This is a genomic window from Paenibacillus sp. FSL R7-0026 (assembly GCF_038004485.1).
Classification (GTDB): Bacteria; Bacillota; Bacilli; order Paenibacillales; family Paenibacillaceae; genus Paenibacillus; species Paenibacillus xylanexedens_A.
Genome location: NZ_JBBORG010000001.1, coordinates 928,496 through 952,554, shown reverse-complemented (window position 1 = coordinate 952,554; position 24,059 = coordinate 928,496). Strand labels below are relative to the sequence as shown.

At 45.3% G+C, this 24,059-nt stretch carries 18 protein-coding genes; 5 read left to right on the top strand and 13 right to left on the bottom strand.

Annotated elements, in window-relative coordinates; translation table 11 throughout:
* Positions 1–110 precede the first annotated feature (110 nt).
* Entirely contained in the window at positions 111–773 is a 663-nt protein-coding gene (locus tag MKY44_RS04315; protein ID WP_036605988.1) for a M48 family metallopeptidase, read from the bottom strand.
* A gap of 149 nt (positions 774–922) precedes the next feature.
* Here MKY44_RS04315 and MKY44_RS04310 point away from each other — a divergent pair, with 149 nt between their 5' ends.
* On the top strand, positions 923–1,678 hold the full coding sequence (locus tag MKY44_RS04310; RefSeq protein WP_341006143.1) for a GNAT family N-acetyltransferase: 756 nt from the start codon (positions 923–925) through the stop codon (positions 1,676–1,678).
* A gap of 185 nt (positions 1,679–1,863) precedes the next feature.
* Here the strand turns inward: MKY44_RS04310 and MKY44_RS04305 are convergent, their stop codons facing one another.
* Positions 1,864–4,242 (bottom strand): GH36-type glycosyl hydrolase domain-containing protein, encoded by a 2,379-nt coding sequence (locus tag MKY44_RS04305; protein WP_341006142.1) that lies wholly within the window; start codon positions 4,240–4,242, stop codon positions 1,864–1,866.
* Between the two features lie 128 nt (positions 4,243–4,370).
* Positions 4,371–4,790: an ester cyclase gene (locus MKY44_RS04300; protein ID WP_253505702.1), complete on the bottom strand. Its 420-nt coding sequence runs from the start codon at positions 4,788–4,790 to the stop codon at positions 4,371–4,373.
* Between the two features lie 303 nt (positions 4,791–5,093).
* Here MKY44_RS04300 and MKY44_RS04295 point away from each other — a divergent pair, with 303 nt between their 5' ends.
* Positions 5,094–7,604 carry a transglutaminase domain-containing protein gene (locus MKY44_RS04295; protein ID WP_341006141.1) on the top strand — a complete coding sequence of 837 codons (2,511 nt, stop codon included), beginning with the start codon at positions 5,094–5,096 and terminating at the stop codon, positions 7,602–7,604.
* A 71-nt stretch (positions 7,605–7,675) separates the two neighbouring features.
* On the opposite strand, the gene MKY44_RS04290 is transcribed toward MKY44_RS04295, so the two are convergent.
* Together MKY44_RS04290 and MKY44_RS04285 are read right to left on the bottom strand one after the other, a co-directional pair.
* On the bottom strand, positions 7,676–8,671 hold the full coding sequence (locus MKY44_RS04290) for a hypothetical protein (RefSeq protein ID WP_341006140.1): 996 nt from the start codon (positions 8,669–8,671) through the stop codon (positions 7,676–7,678).
* A gap of 249 nt (positions 8,672–8,920) precedes the next feature.
* Positions 8,921–9,823, bottom strand: coding sequence for an SDR family oxidoreductase (locus tag MKY44_RS04285; RefSeq protein WP_017690578.1), 903 nt, complete (start codon positions 9,821–9,823; stop codon positions 8,921–8,923).
* 372 nt (positions 9,824–10,195) lie between these two features.
* Between MKY44_RS04285 and MKY44_RS04280 the strand changes: the two genes are divergently transcribed.
* Entirely contained in the window at positions 10,196–11,179 is a 984-nt protein-coding gene (locus MKY44_RS04280; RefSeq protein WP_341006139.1) for a MerR family transcriptional regulator, read from the top strand.
* A 26-nt stretch (positions 11,180–11,205) separates the two neighbouring features.
* Here MKY44_RS04280 and MKY44_RS04275 read toward each other — a convergent pair whose 3' ends face one another.
* A complete protein-coding gene (locus tag MKY44_RS04275; RefSeq protein ID WP_341006138.1) occupies positions 11,206–12,732 on the bottom strand; it encodes an alpha/beta hydrolase family protein in 1,527 nt (508 codons plus the stop codon).
* Between the two features lie 183 nt (positions 12,733–12,915).
* Complete coding sequence (locus MKY44_RS04270; protein WP_074093579.1) at positions 12,916–14,295, bottom strand: amino acid permease; 1,380 nt, start codon at positions 14,293–14,295, stop codon at positions 12,916–12,918.
* A gap of 378 nt (positions 14,296–14,673) precedes the next feature.
* Here MKY44_RS04270 and MKY44_RS04265 point away from each other — a divergent pair, with 378 nt between their 5' ends.
* The gene (locus tag MKY44_RS04265) at positions 14,674–15,039 is read left to right on the top strand and encodes a DUF6713 family protein (RefSeq protein WP_341006137.1); all 366 of its coding nucleotides are present in this window, start codon (positions 14,674–14,676) and stop codon (positions 15,037–15,039) included.
* Positions 15,040–15,111: 72 nt separating this feature from the next.
* The gene (locus MKY44_RS04260) at positions 15,112–16,107 is read left to right on the top strand and encodes a DUF4003 family protein (RefSeq protein ID WP_341006136.1); all 996 of its coding nucleotides are present in this window, start codon (positions 15,112–15,114) and stop codon (positions 16,105–16,107) included.
* A 113-nt stretch (positions 16,108–16,220) separates the two neighbouring features.
* Here MKY44_RS04260 and MKY44_RS04255 read toward each other — a convergent pair whose 3' ends face one another.
* From MKY44_RS04255 to MKY44_RS04230, 6 genes are all read right to left on the bottom strand, one after another.
* Entirely contained in the window at positions 16,221–17,210 is a 990-nt protein-coding gene (locus MKY44_RS04255; RefSeq protein ID WP_341006135.1) for a phosphotransferase, read from the bottom strand.
* 167 nt (positions 17,211–17,377) lie between these two features.
* Positions 17,378–19,153 carry a SulP family inorganic anion transporter gene (locus MKY44_RS04250; protein WP_341006134.1) on the bottom strand — a complete coding sequence of 592 codons (1,776 nt, stop codon included), beginning with the start codon at positions 19,151–19,153 and terminating at the stop codon, positions 17,378–17,380.
* Between the two features lie 166 nt (positions 19,154–19,319).
* Positions 19,320–19,649 (bottom strand): ArsR/SmtB family transcription factor, encoded by a 330-nt coding sequence (locus MKY44_RS04245; RefSeq protein WP_017690603.1) that lies wholly within the window; start codon positions 19,647–19,649, stop codon positions 19,320–19,322.
* Positions 19,650–19,770: 121 nt separating this feature from the next.
* Entirely contained in the window at positions 19,771–21,354 is a 1,584-nt protein-coding gene (locus MKY44_RS04240) for an RCC1 domain-containing protein (protein WP_341006133.1), read from the bottom strand.
* 220 nt (positions 21,355–21,574) lie between these two features.
* Positions 21,575–23,149, bottom strand: a complete 1,575-nt coding sequence (locus MKY44_RS04235; protein WP_341006132.1) for a glycoside hydrolase family 43 protein — start codon at positions 23,147–23,149, stop codon at positions 21,575–21,577.
* On the bottom strand, positions 23,146–24,045 hold the full coding sequence (locus MKY44_RS04230) for a carbohydrate ABC transporter permease (RefSeq protein ID WP_017690606.1): 900 nt from the start codon (positions 24,043–24,045) through the stop codon (positions 23,146–23,148). The genes MKY44_RS04235 and MKY44_RS04230 overlap by 4 nt, the downstream gene beginning before the upstream one ends.
* Positions 24,046–24,059 lie beyond the last annotated feature (14 nt).

The window sequence follows — 24,059 nt, the reverse complement described above, 5'->3', positions numbered from 1 at the left end:
CATAACAAAAAATCCGCGTAGCCACTCACTGCCAACAGGGGGACCTTCGCGGATTTTACGAATGATAATGGAGAAATGTATCGTGTCCAAGTGAAAGCTTGGGTATGGAATCACAACGTCATGGCCCGACCATTTCGCATCAGGTAATCTTCTTTTGTTTTGTAATCCGGCATGATGCTGCCGATCCGCCGCCAGAAAGAGCGATCATGATTCATGTGGTGAATATGGCAAAGTTCATGAATGATGACATAATCCATCACTTCCAGTGGCGCCATCGCCAGGCGATAATTGAACGTCAGCTTTTTGTCCCAGCTACAACTGCCCCACTTGGTGGGAGAATCTACGATCTCAACTGACTTCGGCTTCACCTTCAACTCTTGCTGATAGCGTCCGATGCGCTCCCCAATCATGCGTTTACACTCGGCAAAATAAAACTTCTTCAGATTCGCTCGCAGCTCTTCTTCTGTCAGCCCCTCTACAGGGATTAAGTCATGCAGTGCATGCTCCTTGCCAAAAAGCAGAAACTTCCCCTTGCCCTCATCTTCGTATTCCTTGGCTTGAGGACCATCGAGCGCCCGCTGCATCAGTGCGGATTTCTTCAAAATTACATCCCCGTGCTGCTCTACAAGTTGCCGGATCATGTCTTCACTGGTACCATTGGGTGCTTTGATTGTTACCATATAAGGCAAGTCCATCGTGATGGACACTTTCTTGCGTTTGCCGTATTGGATATGACAGTTAATGCTGTGATTATTTAATTCTATAGTTAACATAATGCGCTCCGCTTCTGAAGTTATTCATTCAAATCAAATTGTATACCATCTCCGGCTATAATGCATACTGTTCGGCGATATATATGTTTGTATTGTATTTTTATACACAATTATGTATTATTATTTAATCATGAAATCGGAGGTTGGATATGACACATACCATAGATTCAGAACATAAAACCATTGAAGAACTATCGCTTAACCACTGGCAACCCTTGTCCACCTTATTATATGACGGTTGGGTACTCCGTTTTGCCAAAGGATATACCAAACGTGCCAACTCCGTTCAACCTATCCATTACTCCACTCTGGATGTGCATAAAAAGATTGAAGAATGTGAGCGCATCTATGCTTCCAATCAGTTAAGTACCATATTTAAAATCACACCGTTTATTCAGCCGGATCATCTCGACCAACTTTTGCAAGACAAAGGGTATACTGTTGTGGATCTGACTCGTATCCAGATCAGGAGCCTGGAAGAGATCAAAGAGCCTGCACACCAGGCTGTACAGATCGACGAACAGTTGACCACAGCGTGGCTGGATCATTTTTGCAGGTTAAATCAGGTGAATGATCTGCAACGGGAAACGACGGAACTTATGTTGAACAATATCCGCACACAGGTAGGTTTCATCTCGCTGTTGATCGATGGGCAAGTCGTCGCGTGTGGGTTTGGTGTCATCGAACGTGGCTATATCGGGTTGTATGATATCATTACAGACGCTAACTTTCGAAATCGGGGACTTGCTGAACAGATGATCTTGCATCTATTGCATTGGGCAAAAAAACAAGGTGCTACCTCCAGTTACCTGCAAGTGGTTGCGAATAATGCACCTGCCTTGAAACTTTACGCCAAGCTGGGTTATTCAGAGATTTATAGCTATTGGTACAGAGTCAAAGAATAGAGTGTTTGCTAATCAAGCTTAGCTTGTGGATTCTTTCATCATATTCAGTCTGACAAACGTATCAATTCAAAACAACATCTTGAAAGCAAAAACTGCCCTCCTTCTATAAAGGAAAGGCAGTTTTTAATTTGTCTTCGTAATTTTCCAAACTCTTCACATCGTTCAGCATTACTCCTTGCGCTTTTCTACAAAGGCAGCTTCACCAGCACCTCATATTTCACGCCGGCCTGTATATTCTTGATGATGTCCCCTGCAATTCGTTGACCGTCAACATGCACCTCAATTTGCTGGACAGTTGCATCCTTCTTCATATTTACATGCAGCTCAGCCCCGCGGAACAACCGCGTAACTGAAGCCTCGTTCCAATCTTCTGGTAACTGCGGCCGCACTTGAAGTCCTTGTACATGACCTTGCAGTCCAAACAATCCGTCGATCAGACAACGATACACCCAAGGCACCGTGCCCGTGTTGAACAAATGACTGGAGCGCCCAGCTGTACGTGGGAATTGACGATAGGCTCCGCGATAATAATTCGGGATAAATACGGGTAGCTGACCCCGTTGAAGAATATCCTCGGCATCGGGGCCCGGAATCATTTTACGCAACAGACGGTACGCCTTCTCCTTCTCGCCCACCAGGTACAACGCATATATATAGAACGCCGCCGCGTGATTGTACACTGCACCATTCTCCGCACTTCCCGGATGTTTCTGCGTAACTCGACCTACATCTTCCCGCATCGCTGTGAAAGACGGCGCGAGCTTCTCGACACCATATGGCGTCTCCAATTGCTCCTCTACGGCACGAATTAACTTCTCCTGTTTCTCCTGATCCGCAGCACCGCTCATAAGTGCCCAGCTCTGAGGATTGATATAGATGCGCCCTTCCACGTCGTTGCTTACACCAAACACTACGTTATCATCCGTAATTCCGCGGGCATACCAGTCCCCATCCCACAGATACTCATTGGCTACCGCATTGGTCTGGTTGGCTTCCTGACGGAATTCCGCTGCGACCTCGGCATGCCCTGCCTGTTCACCAATATCTGCCCACACATTGAACGCATATGCCGTCGCAATGGTCAGCCAGCCGGATACGCCTTTGCCTTTGTATCCCACCATGTTCATCGGATCACACCAGTCACCCTGATTGATATAGTTCAACCCACGCGCATCACGCTCATGGATCAACCAGCGCATCGCAAGATTCATATGTTCCAGTACGGAAACCTTTTGTTCACTGTCTGTAAAAGCAACCTGTTCCTCCAAAATGCTATAGTCATTCGTTTCATCTAGATAGGTCTTCATACAGACCGGAAGCCAGATGCAGTGATCGGTATGAGGAACCTGGTTAATATATTTCAATTCTGCGTCTGGGTGCAAAATAATGCCGTCTGGCATCGCACCGCTTATATGCTGCTGAGACAAGGCTGTCAAGAACGCAGCTCGTGCAATCTGCGGCTGAATGTAGCTCATGCCCATGTTGTCCTGCAAATAATTCCGCGTCTGCGGATCGGTTGTCAGACGATTGGTTTTGCCATGATAGTACATCTGACGAGGTAGCCAGTGATTCACGACATTATCTAACCAGCTGTCCGGTGTCTGAATCTGGATGTTCCCTTGCCCTTCCGCAATATACTCAGCATACTCCTGTTCGGCTGCGACGAAACCATCCTGTCCATCCTTATTCTGCTTCACAAAATAATGCTGACGAATGCCCTCAATCTCTGTCTCATCATGAGCCGGACCAAAGATGAATCGATACGCCTGCTCCGCTCCTGCTTCCAGTTCGACTCTATATTGCAATACAGCTACAGGTGTCTCGTACCGTGCATCTCCACCAGCCAGTGTCTCCGACTGCAGGGCCGAAGGATTATGTAGTCCGCCTTCGCCTTCAAAAGTCTCATGATTTACTTCCCAGCCAGTCGGTTGGTGATCTGCAAGCAGATAGGTTTTGTCGCTGTAATTTTTGATTTTGCTATAATCCTGATATTTCTGATACGGCGTAATCGCCGAGCAGACAATGCCCTGCAAATCTTCCACATATGAACCGGATTGGTTCATCCAGGACATATAACCGACCGTATAATACGGGTAGATACTCAGCTTGCGTTTTCTCGAAGACAGATTGGTTACCTTCACACGCCATAGCTCCATGACATCTTCCTTCGGCAGGCGCAGGGACATCTCGATGCAAATGTCGTCCTGAATCACTTTCCAGTGAATATCGTGTTTACCGACAGCGAACGTATAGCTATCCGCCTGCTTGCGAACCGGTTCATACGGGGCGGAGAAAATTTCGCCACTTATTTCATCTTTAATGTAGACAAACCGTCCCGGATGGTGGGCATAGTATGGTTGCTCCGGTTGCATAAACGTCTTGGCTTCCAGGTTGGGCGCATACGAGTATTTAGCAGGTTCGGGCTGCATGAATTGGGCCACCGCGTACCCCCGGCAATTCACATGAATCATCATCTTTTCATTCCAAAGGAATCCGGATGCCTTCGGTAAACTTGTCGGGCTTGTTAGTTCAACATATTGATTATCTTCCGTTGCTTTAATCATCACTGAACCTCACTTTCAGATTATGGAGTTAAAAGACAGAAAACGTTTTAGGTAACTTGTATACAACTTTGTCCATTATAACACGGGAACGCTTACAAAGAACTGAAAACTAAAAAAGAGCTGAAAACTCAGCTCTGATTACGTTCCAATTGTTTTTCGATGCCCAACCTGTCGATCTGTATCCAATACTCTGCAATTTGTTCGTTTTCCACTCGGTATACCGCACTCGCAATTTCAATCACTGGGAGGTTGGTTGGACTGTATCCGTCCACTTCGCCAATATGGGTACCCGTTTGTCTCCAGCGCACATAGACTTTATCACCTTGCGTCAGCATCTCTTGAATTTCGAGTGAAAATTCCCCGTAAGCTTCAATCATCTCTCGCACATGATCCGCATAATCGGAAGGTTTTCGGGTGACCGTGACCTCATCTTCAGATATCACTTGATGAGCCAGTACTTGTTCCGCCATCACGCTGCTTGCATAATCAGGATTTCGGCCTGATCGGACTTCTTCAAAAAAGGTTCTGACAATCTGTTCTGCTGTCATACGCCACCTCAGCCTCCTCAAATTATTCTGTTTTATATATAAATATGTAGTAACTCTTGTATTTTAACATGGTCCCCCCGCTACAGAATTACAACTGTTCTATTGTTCTACAGGACTTAAAACCTACCCTCTCACCTTGACAATGCGTCAATATGACCATAAACTAGCAAAAGATATTAGGAAATTAATAGGAGGTTTGGCCGTTAAGAGGTTCGAGTATGGGTTTTAACCAATTTTGATAATCTTTCGGTGTGTAGAACGTAGCCATTAGAGTCACTTAGAAAAACAAGAAAGCGGTGTATCATGAAACGTCTATTTTTCATTATGTTTGCGCTCACCCTGTTACTGGCTGGATGCCAGAGCACTGAGCAGGAAAGCAGTCCGTCCGAGAATAATCCAACAGAAATAGTAGAAGGTTCTACCATTTTAAGTTTGAAGCAGAAATACGGCTCTGAATCGGAACAAGCGATCATGCCGATGTACAACGTAGCTCAGGATGAAGAATTTACGTTCAAGTTTAAAGCAGATTTACGGAAGAATAACCTGTCAGCTATTGACATTATAAGTGTACATACCGATATTAAAGCACTCAAAGCAAGCGATGTACATGCCCTTCGCGATACCAATGGCAACAACGTTTCCATTAGGCCTCTTGGGTGGGGCGTTTTAACCTCAGATTCCATGAAGAACAAGGATCAAGGCTCTTGGGGCGGTGCCCCCATTTATTACATTCGTCTGAATTATGATCCGGATGCCGAGAAGCTAACCCTGCTCGATCAACCCATCATTATTCCGTTTACAGTGAAATCGGAGTTGCCTGTGCCCAACCTAAGATACGAGATTGATAAAGACAGACGGTTAACGTTGGTCTGGGACAAGGTTGAGGGTGCCACCGAATATAAAATTTATGAACGTTCTGACCTAACCAACTTCGATACAAATGTACCTCTAACTGGCGCAGAGGACGCTTTCAGTAATAGTCTGCCTTTAGATATTGCGGTAACAACAGAGACGTCTTTCAATGATTTTATGAAAGACGGAAGAGGTGGGCTCGGCACTTATAGTGAACTGATAATTTCTCATCAGAACCATGGTTTACGAGGAGAATATTACGTCACTGCAATCGGTGGAGGCAAAGAATCCAATTTTAGCAGAGGTGTCCCTACAGCTCCGCTTGCTTCCCAGTTACCAACAGCTTTGAAAGAACAATTGTATATGGAGAAATTAAAGAATATAGATGTACTTCCTCAGAAAGCAACAGTTGAGTACAATGACGGATCTCTAGCCCGTGAAACCATTGTCTATGATACCAAAAGCGTAGAGATTTCAGAGTTCAATGAAACAAATATTCCTTTTCACATTAAAGGAACAGCTCTGAAAAGTTACGTACGTGTAGAAAATGTGACCCAAGCAGACCTGGACAGACTCACTCAGCAAACCGTAGCCGAGTCCAGCAACGGACTGGTGGAACCAAAGAATAACACACCTTACGTCCCTGCACCTGATGTGCCAACGATCATCAACAATCATGATGAACCTGAGTCTGCAACGGAAACAGAAGAAGCACCGGCTTCGGAAACTCCAACTACAGAGTCCACAACCGATACTGGAACGTCAGAAGATGCAACTGATCCTCTATCTACTGAGGCTTCCGATAATTCTTCAGATATGGCTTCTGAAGAAGCTTCCAATGAAGCACCTGCTCCAGCTCCCGAAGCTGAAGAAGACAACCTGGTAGATGAACAGAAATCCAATACACAGCAAAATGTAGAACAAGGTAATCAGGAAACCGTGCCTCAGCCTGCTACAGGTGATGCAATGATCAATGCAGATTCCGCATTGGAAGAAGTTTTAGCCAAAAACATGATTGCGGCACAAGATAAAATTTCGTTAAAAGCTTTCCCCGAAGCTCAAAATTTCACGACACTCTCAGATGTTGTTCTGAAAGTGATGTACCAGAATCCATTGATTCTTGGTGTGGAAGGTTTCGAATACAACTATGGTACACTTACCCTTTCCATTTATTACAATGAATCGGCTGGTGGTATCCAGAAGAAGCAAGATGAGATTATTGCCAAAGCAAACGAAGTTGTAGCTTCCATTATCAAGGATGGCATGAACGAAGACGAGAAACGAAAAGCCATCTACGATTATCTGAACGATAACGCGAAGTATGACGATGCAGCGCTGGAGAATGCGGAGCAGAACAACTTCAAAAATGTCGATCCGCAGTTCAATGACTCGTTTACCACATACGGTATTCTGGTCAAAGGTGTTGGTGTATGTGCCAGTTATGCCTCCGTCTACAAATTGCTCTCCGATCTCTCGGGCCTGGAAAGCATCGTTGTAACGGGAGCTTCAAGCGGCGTTCCACATGCATGGAACAAGGTCAAAATCGGAAACGAATGGTTCCATGTGGATGCCACCAACAACCTGACGAACTCCGGCATCCCGTATTTCCTGTACAATGCCAATGATGAGACTGCTGCCAGTCAGAAAACGATAGCGGATCAAGATTACTGGCTTGATTCCGAGCTCGCGATGTTTAATGGCGATAGCGATGCCAATGATTATTATGTACAGAATGGTCTCGAAGTCGCGTCCATTAATGAGTACAAAACCAAGGCTGAGAGTGAACTCAAAAAAGGAGAGAACCGGGTCATTCTTCGTTTCGCCTCACCTGTTGACTCTGATGAGCTGATGACAGCTGCCGGCGAAGCCCTCGCTGCAGTGGATGAAGCGCTTCTGAACACAGCACAATTAGCTACGCTAGGCAGTTATGCCATTCTGGACCCGAAACCAGAACAGAAGTAACTTAGTTACACAGCAATCCCCTTTGCTTATTCAACAAGCAAAGGGGATTTTTTGTCTATTATTAGATGACTTCAAGCCATTGATTTAACCTGTTGCAATCTGGTAATAAAAGAAGAAATAAATGCTTTTTCTTTCATGAGATTCTCTTGCAATCTCTCACTTATTTTACTGAGTGTACTTGCGTCACGTGTTATATTGTATTTCAGAACTATATTTCTCAATTTAAAGTAGTCCTGTTTCAGAATAGTGCTTAATTCCATAAAGGTTGAATCTCGTTCAATGATTGATTTCTCCATTAAGTAAGATAAACGTAACTCCATTAGTAGCTTATGTTCATACAAGAGATGAAATACTCGTGAATCCAATGCTTCTCCAACTATGGCTGCCTGCTCAATGTCGGTAAAGATGCGTTGAATGGCTTGCATTCCAAAATCGTATTTCTGATCTCTCACTAAGTCATATGTCTCGCTTGAGTTAAGATAGTTTTCCATCGCCGTTATAATCTGCTCCACATGAATTGCATAATTGATATTCTGAATTGGCTTGAGGAATCTCACTTCTGTCCAAAAACTGTACTCATTAGACATGGTCCAGTAGCCTTTCTCAAGTTCATCCAGACTACATACGGTTTGTATGAATTTACCATCATCTAGATTATCAGCAATGTATATCAAATTTTGATCCAGGTCATACCCGTACACCAATAATTCATGCATGAGATGTTCTTTTTGATAATAGTCTGTACACGCAATGTAGTATCTATCTGCATAAATATATAGATAATACCCCATATCTATCGCTTCCTTAATCACTTGCTTAAGTGATGTTCCCCATTTGCTAATCACAATTTCTTGTGGCAGGTTGTAAAAGGAAATTCCCGGACAGGTACTTAGCAGAAACTGATGGGAATCAAACGAAAAAATTCCCCATCCATGTGCATACCTGATTTGTATAAAGTTATTGAAAATCCATGGCCATAAATCTTCGTGCATAACGGATGTTAATGTCCCATATGATGTGTACGTGCTTATGACAGGGTCACCTAGTTTAAGTACATTCTTGGCCATTACAGAATTCCTCCTTCGATTCCTAGGCATAGTGTATTGATCTGAACAGATTCATTGTATAAGCAACGCACTCTCAGAGCTGGGAGCGAAGATCATGTTCTTGAATATATTACCATGTACCTTTTCCGTTTTATATAAGAACGCTTTCATATATAAAAATATTTTATTTCTCTCATCTTAACGACAAAAAAGAGGATACCGCCCCCAATATGGAGACCGTATCCTCTTGATCGGATTACCTAAGACTATTTACGGACTAACCGTACCGCCATTTGCATTCAGTGTCTCACCGCTCACATAGCTGGATTCCTGGCTTGCCAGGAACACAAATGCCGGAGCCATCTCGGCAGGTTGTCCTGCTCGACCAAGCGGTGTATTGGAGCCAAAATCGGCCAGCTTCTCGACTGGTTGTCCACCCACGACCTGGAGCGGTGTCCATACCGGTCCTGGTGCAACAACGTTGACACGTATCCCTTTGCTACCCACCTGTTGGGCCAATGCTTTACTAAACGTGTTAATGGATGCCTTCGTTGTTGCATAATCAAGCAGGATTGGCGAAGGTTTGTATGCCTGAATCGATGATGTGTTGATAATGGAGCTGCCCGGCTTCATGTGTTTCACAGCTGCTTTGCAGAGCCAGAACATGGAATAGACATTTGTTTTGAACGTCGCATCGAATTGTTCAGTGGTCAGATCTGCAATCTGCTCAACAAACTGCTGTTTACCTGCCACGTTAGCAAGAATATCAATTCCGCCAAGCTCTTTTACTGCAGATTCAATGAGTTCTTCACAGTATTTCTCATCCTTCAGGTCACCTGGCATCGTAATTGCTTTGCGACCGGCTTCCTCAATCAGCTTCACAACTTCCTGCGCATCTGCTTCCTCTTCCGGCAAGTATGCCAGAACAACATCTGCACCTTCACGGGCAAACGCAATCGCTGCCGCCCGGCCAATTCCGCTGTCGGCCCCGGTCACAACTGCTTTGCGTCCTGTTAAACGTCCGCTGCCTTTATAACTTTTCTCACCCGCATCGGGAACAGGGGTCATCTCACGCTGGAGCCCCGGCTCATCCTGTTGCTGTTTCCACTCTGGTGTAGCCTTCGGATATTGTGTCGTTGGATCTTGCATGGTGTGCTGGTCTTGATTAGCCATGTTCAATTCCTCCTCGCTGATTTACATTGATCACTACGATCACAGAATAACCTTACGATCGCTGTTATCCCCAGATTTTTTGCTCTCCCTTATTTAAGGTGAAAATCCGGTCATAGCGTATGCTTCCGATGTAGCTTTCTTGCAGAAAGCTTTTAGGCGAGCACTCCGTTTCTTCAGGTTATTTCTGCGCTCTCTTCGTTATCATGTAAATGTTAAATTTATTATCAGAAGTTGTTTTATAAAAGTTGCACTCTTTCCTTTGTAACCGAGTTGGGTGAAATTTAAACTAAGTTCGTCCGAATTCCCTGACAGTCGTCTAGCATTGAATCTCCCCTAACTGGAGATTGTATAATAGAACATGAGGTGATCTCGTTGAACCCAAGTAAAAAACCCTATTCCATTGGTGAAGCAGCCAAACTGATCGGCTCCACGGTGAAAACGATCCGTTATTACGATGAAATTGAACTGTTACAACCCTCCAGTCATACAGAAGGCGGGCATCGACTCTATACAATGCAAGACCTGTGGCAACTCGAACTCATTACAACACTACGTTATCTGAATTTCAGCATACCGGATATTCGAAAACTCATGTCCGGTGAACTGGCGGTAGCACAGGCGCTGGATCTGCAGATTGAAGCGTTGGAAACCCAGATCGGCACGATGAGTTCCATGCTCTCCATTTTGCAACAAGCCAAGCGGCATGAAGAAGAAACTTCCTTACATTCGGAACAGTCTCTCACGTATATCTCCAGTCTGGTAGAATCGCTATCGGCCAATGCAAGCAAGCGAAAACAATTTGTTGCTGCCAAGGTGGATGAATCCCATCTGCTGGACAGCATTCCGCAGGATTGGAGAGTGTCGTTTCTGCACTTTTTCGATAAATACATGATGAAAGATACCAAACTGACGGCTCAGCAAACACTCGCCTGGAAGGAAATTCAGGAACTGATCAATGATCCGGCCTATTGGGCCGATCTGGCTCGGCTGGAGGTTCCGTTCTTCATTATGGCCAATCAACCACAAGTCGAAGCAGACGTCTGGGTGAAAAAAATGGAGGCTATTCGCATTCGCACTACCGAAGCTCTGGACAAGCGTTGGGCAATCGATAGCCCTGCTGTGCAAAGCATGGTGTGGGACTTTGTGTTGATGTATGCAAGTGTCGAGCATGCTGAAACACCTGAAGTATTTTTTAGTAAACAGGCCCGATATATGCTGGACTCCGTGACCGATCGTATTTTGCGTTTTAACAAGCTGTGCAAGGTGATGAATCCCGAATGGAGCCAGATTGTAGATGGCATTAACCTGTTACAGGAGGGCATGCGGTTACGTTTAAAACAAATGGAAGAAGACTGAACTCCAGTCTCCTTCCATTTATACGTTTAGCCTTTTTTCAACGAATAGAATTCATGTTCTCCCAATTCCTTGTCCATATGGAGCGGTTGCCCTTTCAAGTAGTGGTTGAAGAAATCAATCGTCGTATCGTTGACCAACTGTTGCGCTCCCCTCGCATCTACACCCTGTGTCCATTCGAGCAGTGGAGAGATCAGGTAGAGGTCGGAGAAACTCAGATGTTTGGTGTTGGTCAGCTCCATCCAGAAGTTCCCTCCTGCGGTTACCGGTTCATAGCGCTCATACACTTCCTCGTAATATTTCTCGGCTTCCGGGCGGGTCGTGCCCATCGCAGCAATTTCCTCGTCACTCATCACACTTGTACCTGCAACGGTTGAGTCTGCACTCATCATCAGGAACGGCTTGCCCACACCTTCCACAGGGATACGTTTCTTGCCAAACAATACGCCGTCCATATTCATGCCTGCTTTCACACGTGGATCATCCATTAACATCTGTACTGTCGTTGCTCCGCCAAATGAATGTCCAAACATGCCAATGTTGTCCAGATCCATATGTCCGGTAAACCGCCCACTCGGGTCCCCCTCAGCCAACTTCTCTACCTCATCCAGTACAAACTGTGCATCCTTCACCCATGTCTCATTCAACTTGTCCATGTAACTGAATTGCAGCTGCTCAAAGCCTTCTTTTCCTTCGGATTCAAACTGCGCCACACGTCCATCCGGGAATACGGACACCAGACTGCTATACGTGTGATTAATGCCTACAACAATGTAACCTTGACTGACCAGCTGCTCAACCTGGAACGTATTCTGATTTTCATAGCCATGCAGACCATGAGAGAAAAGAACAACCGGATACTTGGCTTCGGCATCAGACAACTGAGCTTCCTGTATCGCATGCGTTTTGACCTGACTCAGACTGGAAAATAAAAGCTTTGGCAGTTTCAGCACTTCATTGAAGGCTGTCCCGTAGATTTCCGGCTTATTAACATAAGGAGCTGTTTCGCCCTCTGCTTCTGGATTCGTTGGATACCAGATCTGTACCATCAGCTCGCGTTTTTCCCCAGTACTCGTCAGCAATTCCTCTCGGTTGTTATCTGTCCAGTCGTAGGATACCGTTCCGATTCCATAGGGACCTGCTGGCTTAGCAAACGAAAACACCGGGAACAGCAGTGGCAAGCCAATGCTCACAACAGCGTATAGCAACACCAGGAAAGACGTTGCGATGATTCGAACACGTCCGAATTTCCCCGCCACAGGTGATTTCGAAGCAGATGCCCCGGAACCTTTGCTGTTCAGCGAGGTTTCACCTGACTGTTGCTGGCGTCTTGCCTTTGTAAATAACAAGACCAGTGGAACCAACGTGAGCAGATACACCGGAATCATCGGCCAACGTAGTCCTTCGACCACACCATGGATGATCAGCAGCACACCCGATATGACGAATCCACCCCATACCATTTTCCGAAAATGTTGACTCTGTCTCCCGATCCCGATTACCCCCACTAATATAAGCAGGTTGAAAATAAGATAAATCCATTCCACTGCCCTCATATGCTTAAAGCCTCCCTTTCTACCTCCAATCTTAAAACCTCCAGTTACAGGAGATTCAAGTATGAATTTTGCGGATAAAAAAAATGCACTCCCTGAATGACGCTGAATCACCCTCAGGTTCTCCAATCGTTTCAAGGAATGCATGTATGATATTACGATATAAGTTGATTTTTGAATATTAGACTAGCGATCTTCGCCGCCATCTATCCGTTGTCTTTTGCCAATGCCAAATGCGAAATATCCAGCCACCACGATGGCCATAAACGTAGCTCCAACAACCAGAGGCAAGCGCGTATCCGGGTTAAACGCCATACCGATAATGACGAGGATCAGATACACAATAATGATGTAATTGCTGATCGGGAACCATTTGGACTTGAAGTTATGATCCGCCATCTCGTTGCCCCAACGCTTTCTGAATCGGAACTGGCTGAACGCCAGCGCGAACCATGGAACCATACCCGGAAGAACACTTGCACTGTAGATGTACAGGAACAGCTTGGAGTCCGGCATCAGGTAGTTCAGCACAACCCCAATCAGCAGCAAGGAGATTGTAATGACGATACTGTTGCGGGGAACCCCGCCTTTGGACAGCTTTTTGAAAAAGGCAGGTGCCTGCCCATTCTCAGCCAGGGTGTATAACATCCGTCCCGCACTGTAGATCCCGCTGTTACATCCCGACATGGCCGCCGTGAGCACCACAAAGTTAATGATCCCCGCTGCAGCCACAATACCAACTTTGGCAAAAGTCAGCACAAACGGGCTTCCCGTCTCGCCTACCTCGTTCCAAGGGTACAGGGTTACAATAACGAATATAGCTCCGACGTAGAAAATAAGAATACGCCACACGATATTTTTGATCGCTTTACGCAAGGTGTATTTCGGATTCTCCGCTTCGCCTGCTGTAATACCGACCATCTCCACCCCTTGATACGCAGCCGTTACGATACACAGTGCAAATAGGAAACCTTTGATGCCTCCAGGGAAGAAGCCACCATGGCTGAACAGATTCGACAGCCCGATTGGCTGTCCTCCGTTCCCCCAGCCGAAGAAGATCAGACCTGTTCCGATCACGATCATCGCCACAATAGCCGTCACTTTGATCATCGCAAACCAGAATTCAAATTCCCCATAGAACTTCACGGCCGCCAGATTCGCCGCCGCAATGATGAGCACCCCAGCAAGTGCAGGCAGCCACTGCGGAATATCCGGGAACCAATACCCGACATAGATACCAATCGCCGTAACTTCCGCCATACCAACCGTAACCCACAGGAACCAATAGCTCCAGGCGGTCAGGAATCCGGCAAGCGGACTAATATATTTGTGAGCAAATGTAGCAAACGAACCGGTTACCGGCTCCTGAATCAACATTTCACCCATAATACGCATGACAAAAAAGATAACGATACCAGCCAATAAATAAGCCAGCAGCACGGATGGTCCTGCCCATTTGATCGTACTTGCCGATCCCATGAACAAACCAACGCCGATTGTACCTCCGAGTGCAATCAGCTCTACATGGCGGGGCTTTAGCCCTCTAGATAGTTGCTTTGATTCCAAACGATTCTCCCCTTTTCTTGTGTACAGCTTCCTGATGTAATCTTTAATTTTCACATTCACATTAACGCAATGCAGAATTACTTCACCAAATTGTACGAGATGTGCCGCAGAAATACAACAAGGAATGTGAGGAAACGGATTCACTACACATATAGGTATAGGATAACCGCTTAATGAATATGGCAGACAGTTCAATAAACAATTCACTGCAGCGTTGTGTAAACAAAGTGACAGAGACTTTCGAATACATGACTCGACAGGGAGGTTGCTGGAACCCCCAAAGGACAACTCACGTATTGTATATGTGGGTCGCAATACCGTAAGTGACTTGTTCGCTATTGACCTGCTTGTATAAAATTGAAAAATGGGAGACTTTACATGCCTGACTTTTTACTGGTTTTATTTTTGTTTAACCTGTCTCTCTTTCTGCTTCACGAAATGGATGCCATCAGGCGGTCCGAGTGGAAATTGTTTATGGTGTTAAAAGATATGGAAGATGATAAGGCCTATAGGTGTTTCACTTGGATTCACCTGCCAATGTATACCATCATCCTCTCTCTGCTTTTTAGCTCATATCAGACCATTACATTTTGGGTGCTGGATATCTTTTTCATCATACATACCGTATTACACTTCTTTTTCGAAAAACATCCTCGAAATGAATTTAAAAACGGGTTCTCCAGATCATTGATCTACCCTATGGGAATAATCGCTTTAGTTCATTTAATATTCCTAATCATCTAATCTGTTTACATCGACGGAATGAAGGAAGCTGGAAGGGTATTGTTGAATAACAGTGAATATGGAGGTGTGCCTATGCAGCAGCATCATGCAGAACGAGTTGAATTATTTGTTTCCAACACCCAGATCATCAAGAAGTCGTTCAAATGGCAACATGCGATGATGCAACGTCTGGCTGCCCTGCTCTATGCAGCGGAGAATAAACCAGCGGATGGGGAAGCTATTCGTCAAAGCCATGAGTTGATTAAGCAAAACACAAAACTTTTCTCTGCATTCAGAGGTAATTCGGCCATTAGCATTGCTGCCATGCTCTCCCTTACAACGGATGAAGAGACGAGACTGGCAGATACCCTGCATGTCTATGACTTGATGAAAGAGATCAAATTCCGCAACTCCGATTATCTGGTTATTGCCGCCTATCAGATCGCTACTCAGACATCACCTGACCAGTTTCAACCTACGGTGGAGCGGGCCAAATCATTTTATGATGGCATGAAAGCAGAGCATCGTTTCCTCACTGGACAGGATGACTACATTTTCGCTGCCATGTTAGCCCTTTCCGATCTCGAAGTAGATACCGGTGTGGCACGTATGGAACAACTTTATGGCGAATTAAAACCGGAGTTCTCTTCCAGAAACAGTGTGCAGGCGTTAACACAGGTCCTGGTTCTTGGAGAGGATGTCCCGGATGCAGGGGCTCGAGTGATTGCGTTAAATGAAGCTTTTCGCAAAAGGGGTCTCCGAATGGATAAAACGTATACGTTACCCTCTCTCGGGATACTTTCTCTACTGCCTTCGGACAGAGAATCATTAGTGGATGAAGTCGCAGAAACAAATGACTGGTTACGGACTCAAAAAGGCTTCGGTGCCTGGTCAATCGACAAACAGGAGTTGCTCCTGTTCTCGTCTGCTCTGGTAGCCATACAACATGTAGAGGATCTGCGCAACGGTGTTCTAACCACAACCATCTCAACCAGCATCACAAACATTATTATCGCCCAGCAGGCCGCCATGGCCGCAGCTGCCGCAGCATCGGCTGCTGCTGCTGCTTCTTCATCATCATCCAACTAATAAGTACCCCTGTTACCTTCAATATAAGATGAAAAAGACCCTCCCGAGTTCAAGTTGACTCGGAAGGGTCTTAAAGCATTCAAACCTACACCTAAAATAATGTTCATCATTCGCTAGGATATAATCCCCGTATCCCGGAACTCTTCTACGAAACTATCCAGCCAATCCGAACCATAGTCCAGCGCACCCGTATCACACTCAATAAAAGCAACATCTAGTCCCATCACCCAGAATCGGCGAGCAACAATAAAGAGATCAACCGCCTGCTCATCTTCGGCAGAGAAGCTTCTGACTGAACGATATCCTGCCATTAGCGCATCCCATAATGCTGCCTTTCGCTCATCAGACTGTCTTTTTCGAACTTTCACTTGAGCTAAATCATAGGCACGCCAGCCTTTGGCTGCCCACTCGAAGTCATAATGGATAAACTGATGTTCCTGTTGAAACGCATTGTTATTCCCATGCATATCGCCGTGGCACAGACCAAAGTCCAAGTCTTGTCTGGAAGTGGCAACGATGCGTTCTTTTAACGTTGTGGCAAACGTATGGAGAAATGCTGCTGCTTCATTGTTCTCACCGATATAGTGGATAATTCGCTCAAGGGGTTCATCGATAAGAAATTTCAAATCAAGCTCATATCGTGGCAGCTCCATGTTCACCTGATCCATAGCCTCATGCAATTCAGCCGCAGATTGACCAAAGGCGTAACAAGACTCCTCATTCTCCAGGTTGTTCTCCGTACCCTCAATATACCGAAACATTACAGCAACCCGCTTGCCTTCCGCAGCCTCCATCACCGTATATCCCGTATGATCTTTCTTCTCGATGTATTCTCCAATGTCTGTATGTTCCGCAGAACCTATTACGTTCTTGAGTTGAGACAATAATGAAAGCTCATACTGAACATCTGCCTCCGTGATTTCAGTGCGGTAGATACGGAGAATGTACATGCCACTGGACGTGCGAACCCGGTAGGTATCATTCAATCCTCTAAGCCAAAATAAACATTCTTCCCATGTTCCAATGTCATAGTGATTCCTCAATGCAGACTCTAGGTACTTAGGGTTAAGCACTGAACGTAAAGCAGTCGGTTGAATGGACATATGGTTGCTCCTTCGGTTTTATATGATTATTTCTCATCTGATGAACGATGTAATCCTTTCACCTATCAACCTATAACATAGTATATTTTTCGTTTATTTTCCAGAATATATATTTTAATAAACAAATACTATTTAGACTCCTATAGCTCCATCTCGCATCAGCGGGATTATATAAGGTTATTTGCATTGACTCGCTTTCCAGGTTTCAGCAGGTTATTACGCTCCGAATCGCCGCCAGTGCTCGACAATGCAGCACATTCACGGAAGGCAAAATGTTTGCACCCCTTACATTTCTGAACATCCAGATGCTGCAATGAATAATTGATGGCTTCACCCGTGTGCTCAAACATATGATCGGGACCAATCCGTTCAATCAATCCTGTTCTCTTCAGCATCTCCAACGGTTGCGCCTGAATGCCTGAAAGTAAAACCCTGCCCCCGGATCTCTCCATATGTTTGACAACACGGGCCAGATTGGATTCACCTGTTGTATCCATAAAAGGCACCTTGCCCATGCGCAACAGCAGAGTACCTGGTCGCCGATGAATCGAATCCATGACCGACTTCTCGAACATATCCGCTGCGCCGAAAAAAAGTGGCCCTTCAATTGTATACAGGCTTATTTGCGGACAGTCATGTCCTTCCCGAACCATGTGCGCCATGACTTTCTCATGTTTATGCTCGGGATCGGGCAGTACTTTGGCAACCTTTAACACCTCACTCATCCGTTTAACAAATAAAAGGACAGCAAGAATTAACCCAACCTCTACAGCCGTTGTTAAACTTGTAAATACGGTCAGCAAAAAGGTAATCAGCAGAACGAGTGAATCGCTCGTTTTGGTTTTCATGACATTCATGAAGGATCTTCGTTCACTCATATTCCAGGCCACCAGCATGAGAACGGGAGCCATACTGGCAAGAGGAATGTGGGATGCATATGGCGCAAAAAGAACAAGTACCAGCAAAACCACTACACCGTGAATCACACCAGACCATGGCGATACTGCGCCAGATTTGATATTTGTTGCTGTACGTGCAATCGCTCCTGTTGCAGGAATACCACCAAATAACGGCGTCACCATATTAGCAATCCCCTGCCCAATCAACTCTCGATTGCTGTTATGCCGACTTCCGGTCATGCCATCGGCAACAACTGCGGATAACAGCGATTCAATCCCACCCAGCATGGCGATGACAAAAGCGGGTTGCAGCAAGTTCACGATACGCTCCCAAGTGATCTCAGGCACATGAAACTGAGGCAAAGAGTTAGGTATCGCGCCAAAGGACGAACCAATTGTAGCCACCTGCCCTTCAAAAAAGAACGCCGCGACTACCGTCGAAAGAACCAGCCCCACCAGTGACGCAGGCACCTTTGGTGCAAACTTGGGCACAAGCAGAAGAACAGCCAGACAGATTCCAGCTGTAAGCACACTGTATATATTAATCGTCGAGATATGCATCCCGATTTCTTTCATATTGGACCAGAAATCCTCGTGTTTCTCGATGCCTCGAAGTCCCAGAAAGTTCGTAATTTGTCCGCTAAAAATAATGACGGCGATCCCTGCCGTAAAACCGATAGTCACCGGCCTTGGAATAAACTTGATTAATGCGCCAAGCTTGAATACGCCCATAAGTACAAGCATCAAACCGGCCATCATTCCGGCGATCAGCAGATTCTCATATCCATACTGCATCACAATGGCAAATAGGATCGGAATGAATGCCCCCGTTGGCCCGCCAATCTGGAACTTGGACCCACCCAGCAAGGAAATGAGAATCCCTGCGATTACTGTGGTATACAATCCATACTCCGGTTTGACCCCGGAAGCGATGGCAAAGGCCATACCGAGTGGAATCGCAATGATACCTACAATCAGTCCTGATAACAGATCCTTGCGAAAAGCGGCAGCATTGTACCCTGCATATCTCCCCATCCATTTCATGTACAAAAACCTTCTTTTCTTCATATATTTGAATATTTGAATATATTTAAAAGACTACTCCCCTGCATACGTCCTGTCAATCGGATTACGCACAATCCCAGCAGGAACCTAACACAAAAAAACAAGAACCTCCGGAGATTACACCCAGTTGCTCTTGCTTATTGTGTCAAGACTCTTTACGAATATCTTCCAGCATGGAAATGGCATCAACCAGATGATTGTCAAAAATCTGTTTGGTGACTGCCAGCAGATCCTTAATCAGCGGATCACGCAGCGAATAGGTGACGGTTGTCCCTTCTTTTATTCCGTGGACAACGTTTTTGCTGCGCAATACAGCCAGTTGCTGTGAAACGGCAGAGCCTTCCGATCCCAGAATGCTTTGCAGTTCATTCACGTTTTTGGCTCCTTCACTCAGCAGCTCCAGAATCTGAATCCGCATCGGGTGTGCCAACGCTTTGAAAAAATCCGCTTTAAACTGTTGTATGCTCTGATTCATAGGCTATGCCCCTTCAATCGAACTTTTGAAGATGCAAATATCATAACATAGATGTTATCCTAAGCCATTATAAGAACAGACGGTTGTTATCTATTAATAGGTTTGTTAAACGAACAACACACTACAATTTAACCCCAAATCCCAACTGTCCATATTCATTCCGATAACCCGCGACCCATAACTTCCCATTGGATACCCAATACATATTTTTATAACTTGTTTCGATTAGTGATACGTTTTTATAGGAATTTCTCGCTTCCTCAGTACTTGCAAAATTAACTGTACCTGCACCATATCCCATAAATAACATTTCATTTTGAACAGTGACTACCAATGCTCCCTCATCCCCAGCGGAAATAGCCTTGTATGCAAGATCGACTCGAGGATACGTCATCTCTACACCATTCAATCGAATTGGTCCTCTGTTAATCATCAGAGGCTTGTACAACTTCTGGGTAACATTGAAACCCAACCGACGTGAAGTGTTATCACCCCAAGCCCATAGATTCCCCTTTTTATCCAGTGCTATCAAATAGGGCCCGTTATCTCCAGCCGATGAGATTTTTTTGATATTTTTGAATCCTTGCATTGGTGTAGCTGTAGTTTCTTTGTCCTTCATATTGGTGTTCCAATACCACACTGTACCATCCTTCTTAACGGCGTAAGCACGATCAAGATCGCCAATGGTTACGTCCACAACATCTCGAATATTGATTTTTCGATGATGATTCTTCAAGAGTTTCATACCTGTGCCACCGGCTCCTCCAAGCTGATAGACATTCCCCGAATTCGTTAACAATACGACACCCTTCCCGTAAACACTTAAATCCTTTATCGTCTCAGGGATCAGCGTGATTTTTTGGGGTGTTCCCGTCATTGTTTTGATTCCTAAATAGTTCAAGTCTCCCCAGCCATAAAGTTCGCCTTGCTTGGTTAGATACAGTGAAAAACGTTCTCCTGCCCCTACTTTCACTACATTAGAGAGCTTATTAATTTTTGTTACAGGCAGTACTGGATGAACACTATCCTTAATTTCGTTATGTAAATTATCTCCCCAACCATATATCGTTCCATCTGCAGTCAAGACAATGACATGTGTATTGCTTGCTGCTACGGATACAGGTTTAACGATTTGTTTAATCTGTTTTGCTGTAGTTACTGTCGGTGCTGCTGTACCTACACCATATTGTGTATAATCTATTTCATTCTTAACCGGTGGAGTGTACCCGTCTTTAAACTTGTCAAATGGACCAACTTTAATGTAATCCGGATCTTCATATAAGTGACTCGTGTCAAGATTAGGCATAGCTAGAGGATATCCCGGTGATACAGTTGACTCTTTCCCTCTCTCATTATAAAAAGAGATTGAAATATAATCATTCTTTACTTTAGAGGGGTCAATGCTCAAAGTGGTTACACTAAAATAACCATTTTTATTCGTCATTACTTGTGCCTCATACAAGCTAACATGTTCACTTTTACCACTTGCATTAACGTCAAGTGTACTAATCTGCAATCTCACGTTCTCATATGCTGAGTCTGTTGCCACTCCTTCAATGAAAATAGTGCCGTCCTCGTTAGGTTCATACCTCAAATCCACAATAGGCCCCTCATCCGCATACACGGTTTGATGCTGGCTATTGACGATGGAAGGTAGTAGAAACATTAGAACTAAAGTCCACCTCACAAGTTTTCTGAAAATCAAAACATCTCCTTCTTTCTATATGAATATCATTCTTAATATATAGCAGAAAGGGAGTTATTGGAATCGGAAAATATATATCCATCATAGAAAAAGCTCAACCATCCGCTTGTAACTGCATGGTTGAGCTTTCTCTATATGATCTGTAGCATAGTCGCCACAACTGCCGAATCGTCAATTCACTCTATTCAGCCTCTAGTCATTTCAGATGTGGATGAATCTACTAGATGGAACCATATTCAAACCAGTCAAAGTCCGCTACCTGATCGGAAGAAGTACCGTTGCTGCTGCTAAACATTCCGATACAACAGCCAACAAAGCCGCCGGCTACTTCGGTGCTCAAGCTACTTGTATCTACCTGTTCCGCCACCAGATGATACTGACTTCCATCCGTGCTGTAATAGAAGTTGAGTTGCTGACCTGTCGCAGCCAGTTTGATATACACTCGCGATACATCACCCTCCAGCGCGATTTGCGCAATGTGGCTATCCTGACCATCTATAACGGTCACCACACGCAGCACCTGCTGATTCTCGGCCAGAGCACGCTCAATCCGTACGTGATACTGATCGTTCTGAATGACGACAAGACCAGCCGTTTCGTTGGCATTCCCGGGCACAAATTCCATCGCTGTAGCTGCGACATAATCCATATGCCTTTGACGCAGACAAACAAAGCTGGAATTCTCTTTTTCCTTCAATGTTTGCGGTTTCAGCCTCAGTCGCAAGTATCCTTTTCGTTCGGTTAATGAATAGAGATCCTCCTGAGGATTGCGCAGGAACATCCATTGCAAGCCCAGTTTATCACTGTCAAAATGGTCAAAACGCAGCTGCGGCTCTACCGGAACAGGCTTCAAATCCAATGTGCCCTGCTCCTCCAGGATTCCGCGGCCCTCATTGACAACAGGCCATCCGTCCTCCCAAACGACAGAAGCAAGGAACGTCTCCCGCCCAAGGTTGCTATAGCTCCCTCCATATGGACGCGAAGCAAGCATGACCATGAACCATTGACCATTCGCAGCCTGCACCAAGTCGGCATGTCCTACATTAACAACAGGGTAACGTTTACCCAAATGGCGATGTGTAATGATTGGATTATTCGGATTCCCGACGTATCCTTCGGTCAAACTTTTACTGCGAGCAATGGTCACCGCATGGTTTGGCCCTGTGCCTCCCTCTGCAATCAATAAATAGTAATATTCATCGATCTTATACAGATGCGGGCCTTCCGGCCAGATGACATCCACCATCGCTCCGCGCCACAGAACGTAACTATCTCCCACCAGCTTCATACTGCCCAGATCAAGCTCTCTCAGCCAAACTTCCCAATTGCCATTATAACGAACTCCCTCAGAGCAAGGGCGTGTACCAAGGTAATACGCTTTGCCGTCATCAAAGAAAATCGTTGGATCGATGCCTTCTGCGCCTTCAATAAAATAAGGATCAGACCATGGCCCAGCCGGGTCGGTAGCGGTTACAACAAAATTGCCGCCATGTGATACATTGGTTGTAATCATATAGAAAGTGCCTTCATGATACCGAAGCGTTGGAGCGAATATCCCCTGTGAATGGCCTGCTCCCTGAAGATTTAATTGCGAAGGGCGGTCCAGCACATTGCCAATCTGTTTCCAATTCACTAGATCACGGCTCTGAAAGATCGGAACGCCAGGAAAATAGGCAAATGTTGATGTCACCAGATAAAAATCTTCACCCACCCGGCATACGGATGGATCTGGATAAAACCCGGGCATAATCGGATTGTTAAACGTGCATTGTTCGCCTTGATTTGCATTTTTCATTCTTTTACCCCTCCAATGGTTAGTCCAGTCACAAAGTATTTTTGCAAGAACGGATACAGTAAAACAATCGGCATTGCCGTCACAACCGTGATCGCTGCCCGAATGGATACAGGCGTCACCATGTTGGTTACATTTTTGAATGAATCCACGTTGACGGTTCCCCCCTGTGAGGTCGCAGAGGATAACAATTTCATCAGTTCATACTGCAAGGTGGTCAAATTCCGATTTCCTGCCGTGTACAACATGGAGTCAAACCAGGAGTTCCACTGACCTACAGCAATAAACAGTGCAACCGTAGCCAGAACTGGCTTGGATAGGGGAAGCACGATACGCATGAAAATCCGAAAATCTCCGGCTCCATCCATCTTCGCGGATTCAATCAATCCCTCCGACAGTCCCTGAATGTAGGTACGAATGACGATCATGTTGAACACCCCGATCAACCCGGGAATAATGTATACCCAGAAGCTGTTCAGCAGCCCCACTTGTTTGATCAGCATGTATCCCGGAATTAAGCCGCCGCTAAAATACATCGTCATGACAAACAGCGTCGTGACCAATTTGTTAAACATATACTCCTTGCGGCTCAGTACATAGGCCAGCATGGCTGTACAGAACAGCTGTACAACCGTTCCCACCACAGTTCTGGCGACCGAAACAAATGCGGCTTGTGTTAGATTCGGGTTTTGGAAGACGGAGACGTAATTTTGCAGCGTCCATTCTCTCGGCCAGAGATAGATCCCCCCGCGGATCGTATCCAGCCCGTTATTGAAAGATACGGCAATGGTGTTTAAAAAAGGATATAACGTAACAACCATGACAAGCAACATAAATATGCCATTGGTGATGGAAAAAATAGAGTCTCCCAAGCTTCGTTTTCTACTAAATCGTTTCACAGCTCTGCCCCCTT

Coding starts and splice junctions, on each gene's coding strand:
- MKY44_RS04315 (WP_036605988.1), bottom strand. CDS start 773: ATGTTAACTATAGAATTAAATAATCACAGCATTAACTGTCATATCCAA.
- MKY44_RS04310 (WP_341006143.1), top strand. CDS start 923: ATGACACATACCATAGATTCAGAACATAAAACCATTGAAGAACTATCG.
- MKY44_RS04305 (WP_341006142.1), bottom strand. CDS start 4,242: ATGATTAAAGCAACGGAAGATAATCAATATGTTGAACTAACAAGCCCG.
- MKY44_RS04300 (WP_253505702.1), bottom strand. CDS start 4,790: ATGACAGCAGAACAGATTGTCAGAACCTTTTTTGAAGAAGTCCGATCA.
- MKY44_RS04295 (WP_341006141.1), top strand. CDS start 5,094: ATGAAACGTCTATTTTTCATTATGTTTGCGCTCACCCTGTTACTGGCT.
- MKY44_RS04290 (WP_341006140.1), bottom strand. CDS start 8,671: ATGGCCAAGAATGTACTTAAACTAGGTGACCCTGTCATAAGCACGTAC.
- MKY44_RS04285 (WP_017690578.1), bottom strand. CDS start 9,823: ATGGCTAATCAAGACCAGCACACCATGCAAGATCCAACGACACAATAT.
- MKY44_RS04275 (WP_341006138.1), bottom strand. CDS start 12,732: ATGAGGGCAGTGGAATGGATTTATCTTATTTTCAACCTGCTTATATTA.
- MKY44_RS04265 (WP_341006137.1), top strand. CDS start 14,674: ATGCCTGACTTTTTACTGGTTTTATTTTTGTTTAACCTGTCTCTCTTT.
- MKY44_RS04260 (WP_341006136.1), top strand. CDS start 15,112: ATGCAGCAGCATCATGCAGAACGAGTTGAATTATTTGTTTCCAACACC.
- MKY44_RS04255 (WP_341006135.1), bottom strand. CDS start 17,210: ATGTCCATTCAACCGACTGCTTTACGTTCAGTGCTTAACCCTAAGTAC.
- MKY44_RS04250 (WP_341006134.1), bottom strand. CDS start 19,153: ATGAAATGGATGGGGAGATATGCAGGGTACAATGCTGCCGCTTTTCGC.
- MKY44_RS04245 (WP_017690603.1), bottom strand. CDS start 19,649: ATGAATCAGAGCATACAACAGTTTAAAGCGGATTTTTTCAAAGCGTTG.
- MKY44_RS04235 (WP_341006132.1), bottom strand. CDS start 23,149: ATGAAAAATGCAAATCAAGGCGAACAATGCACGTTTAACAATCCGATT.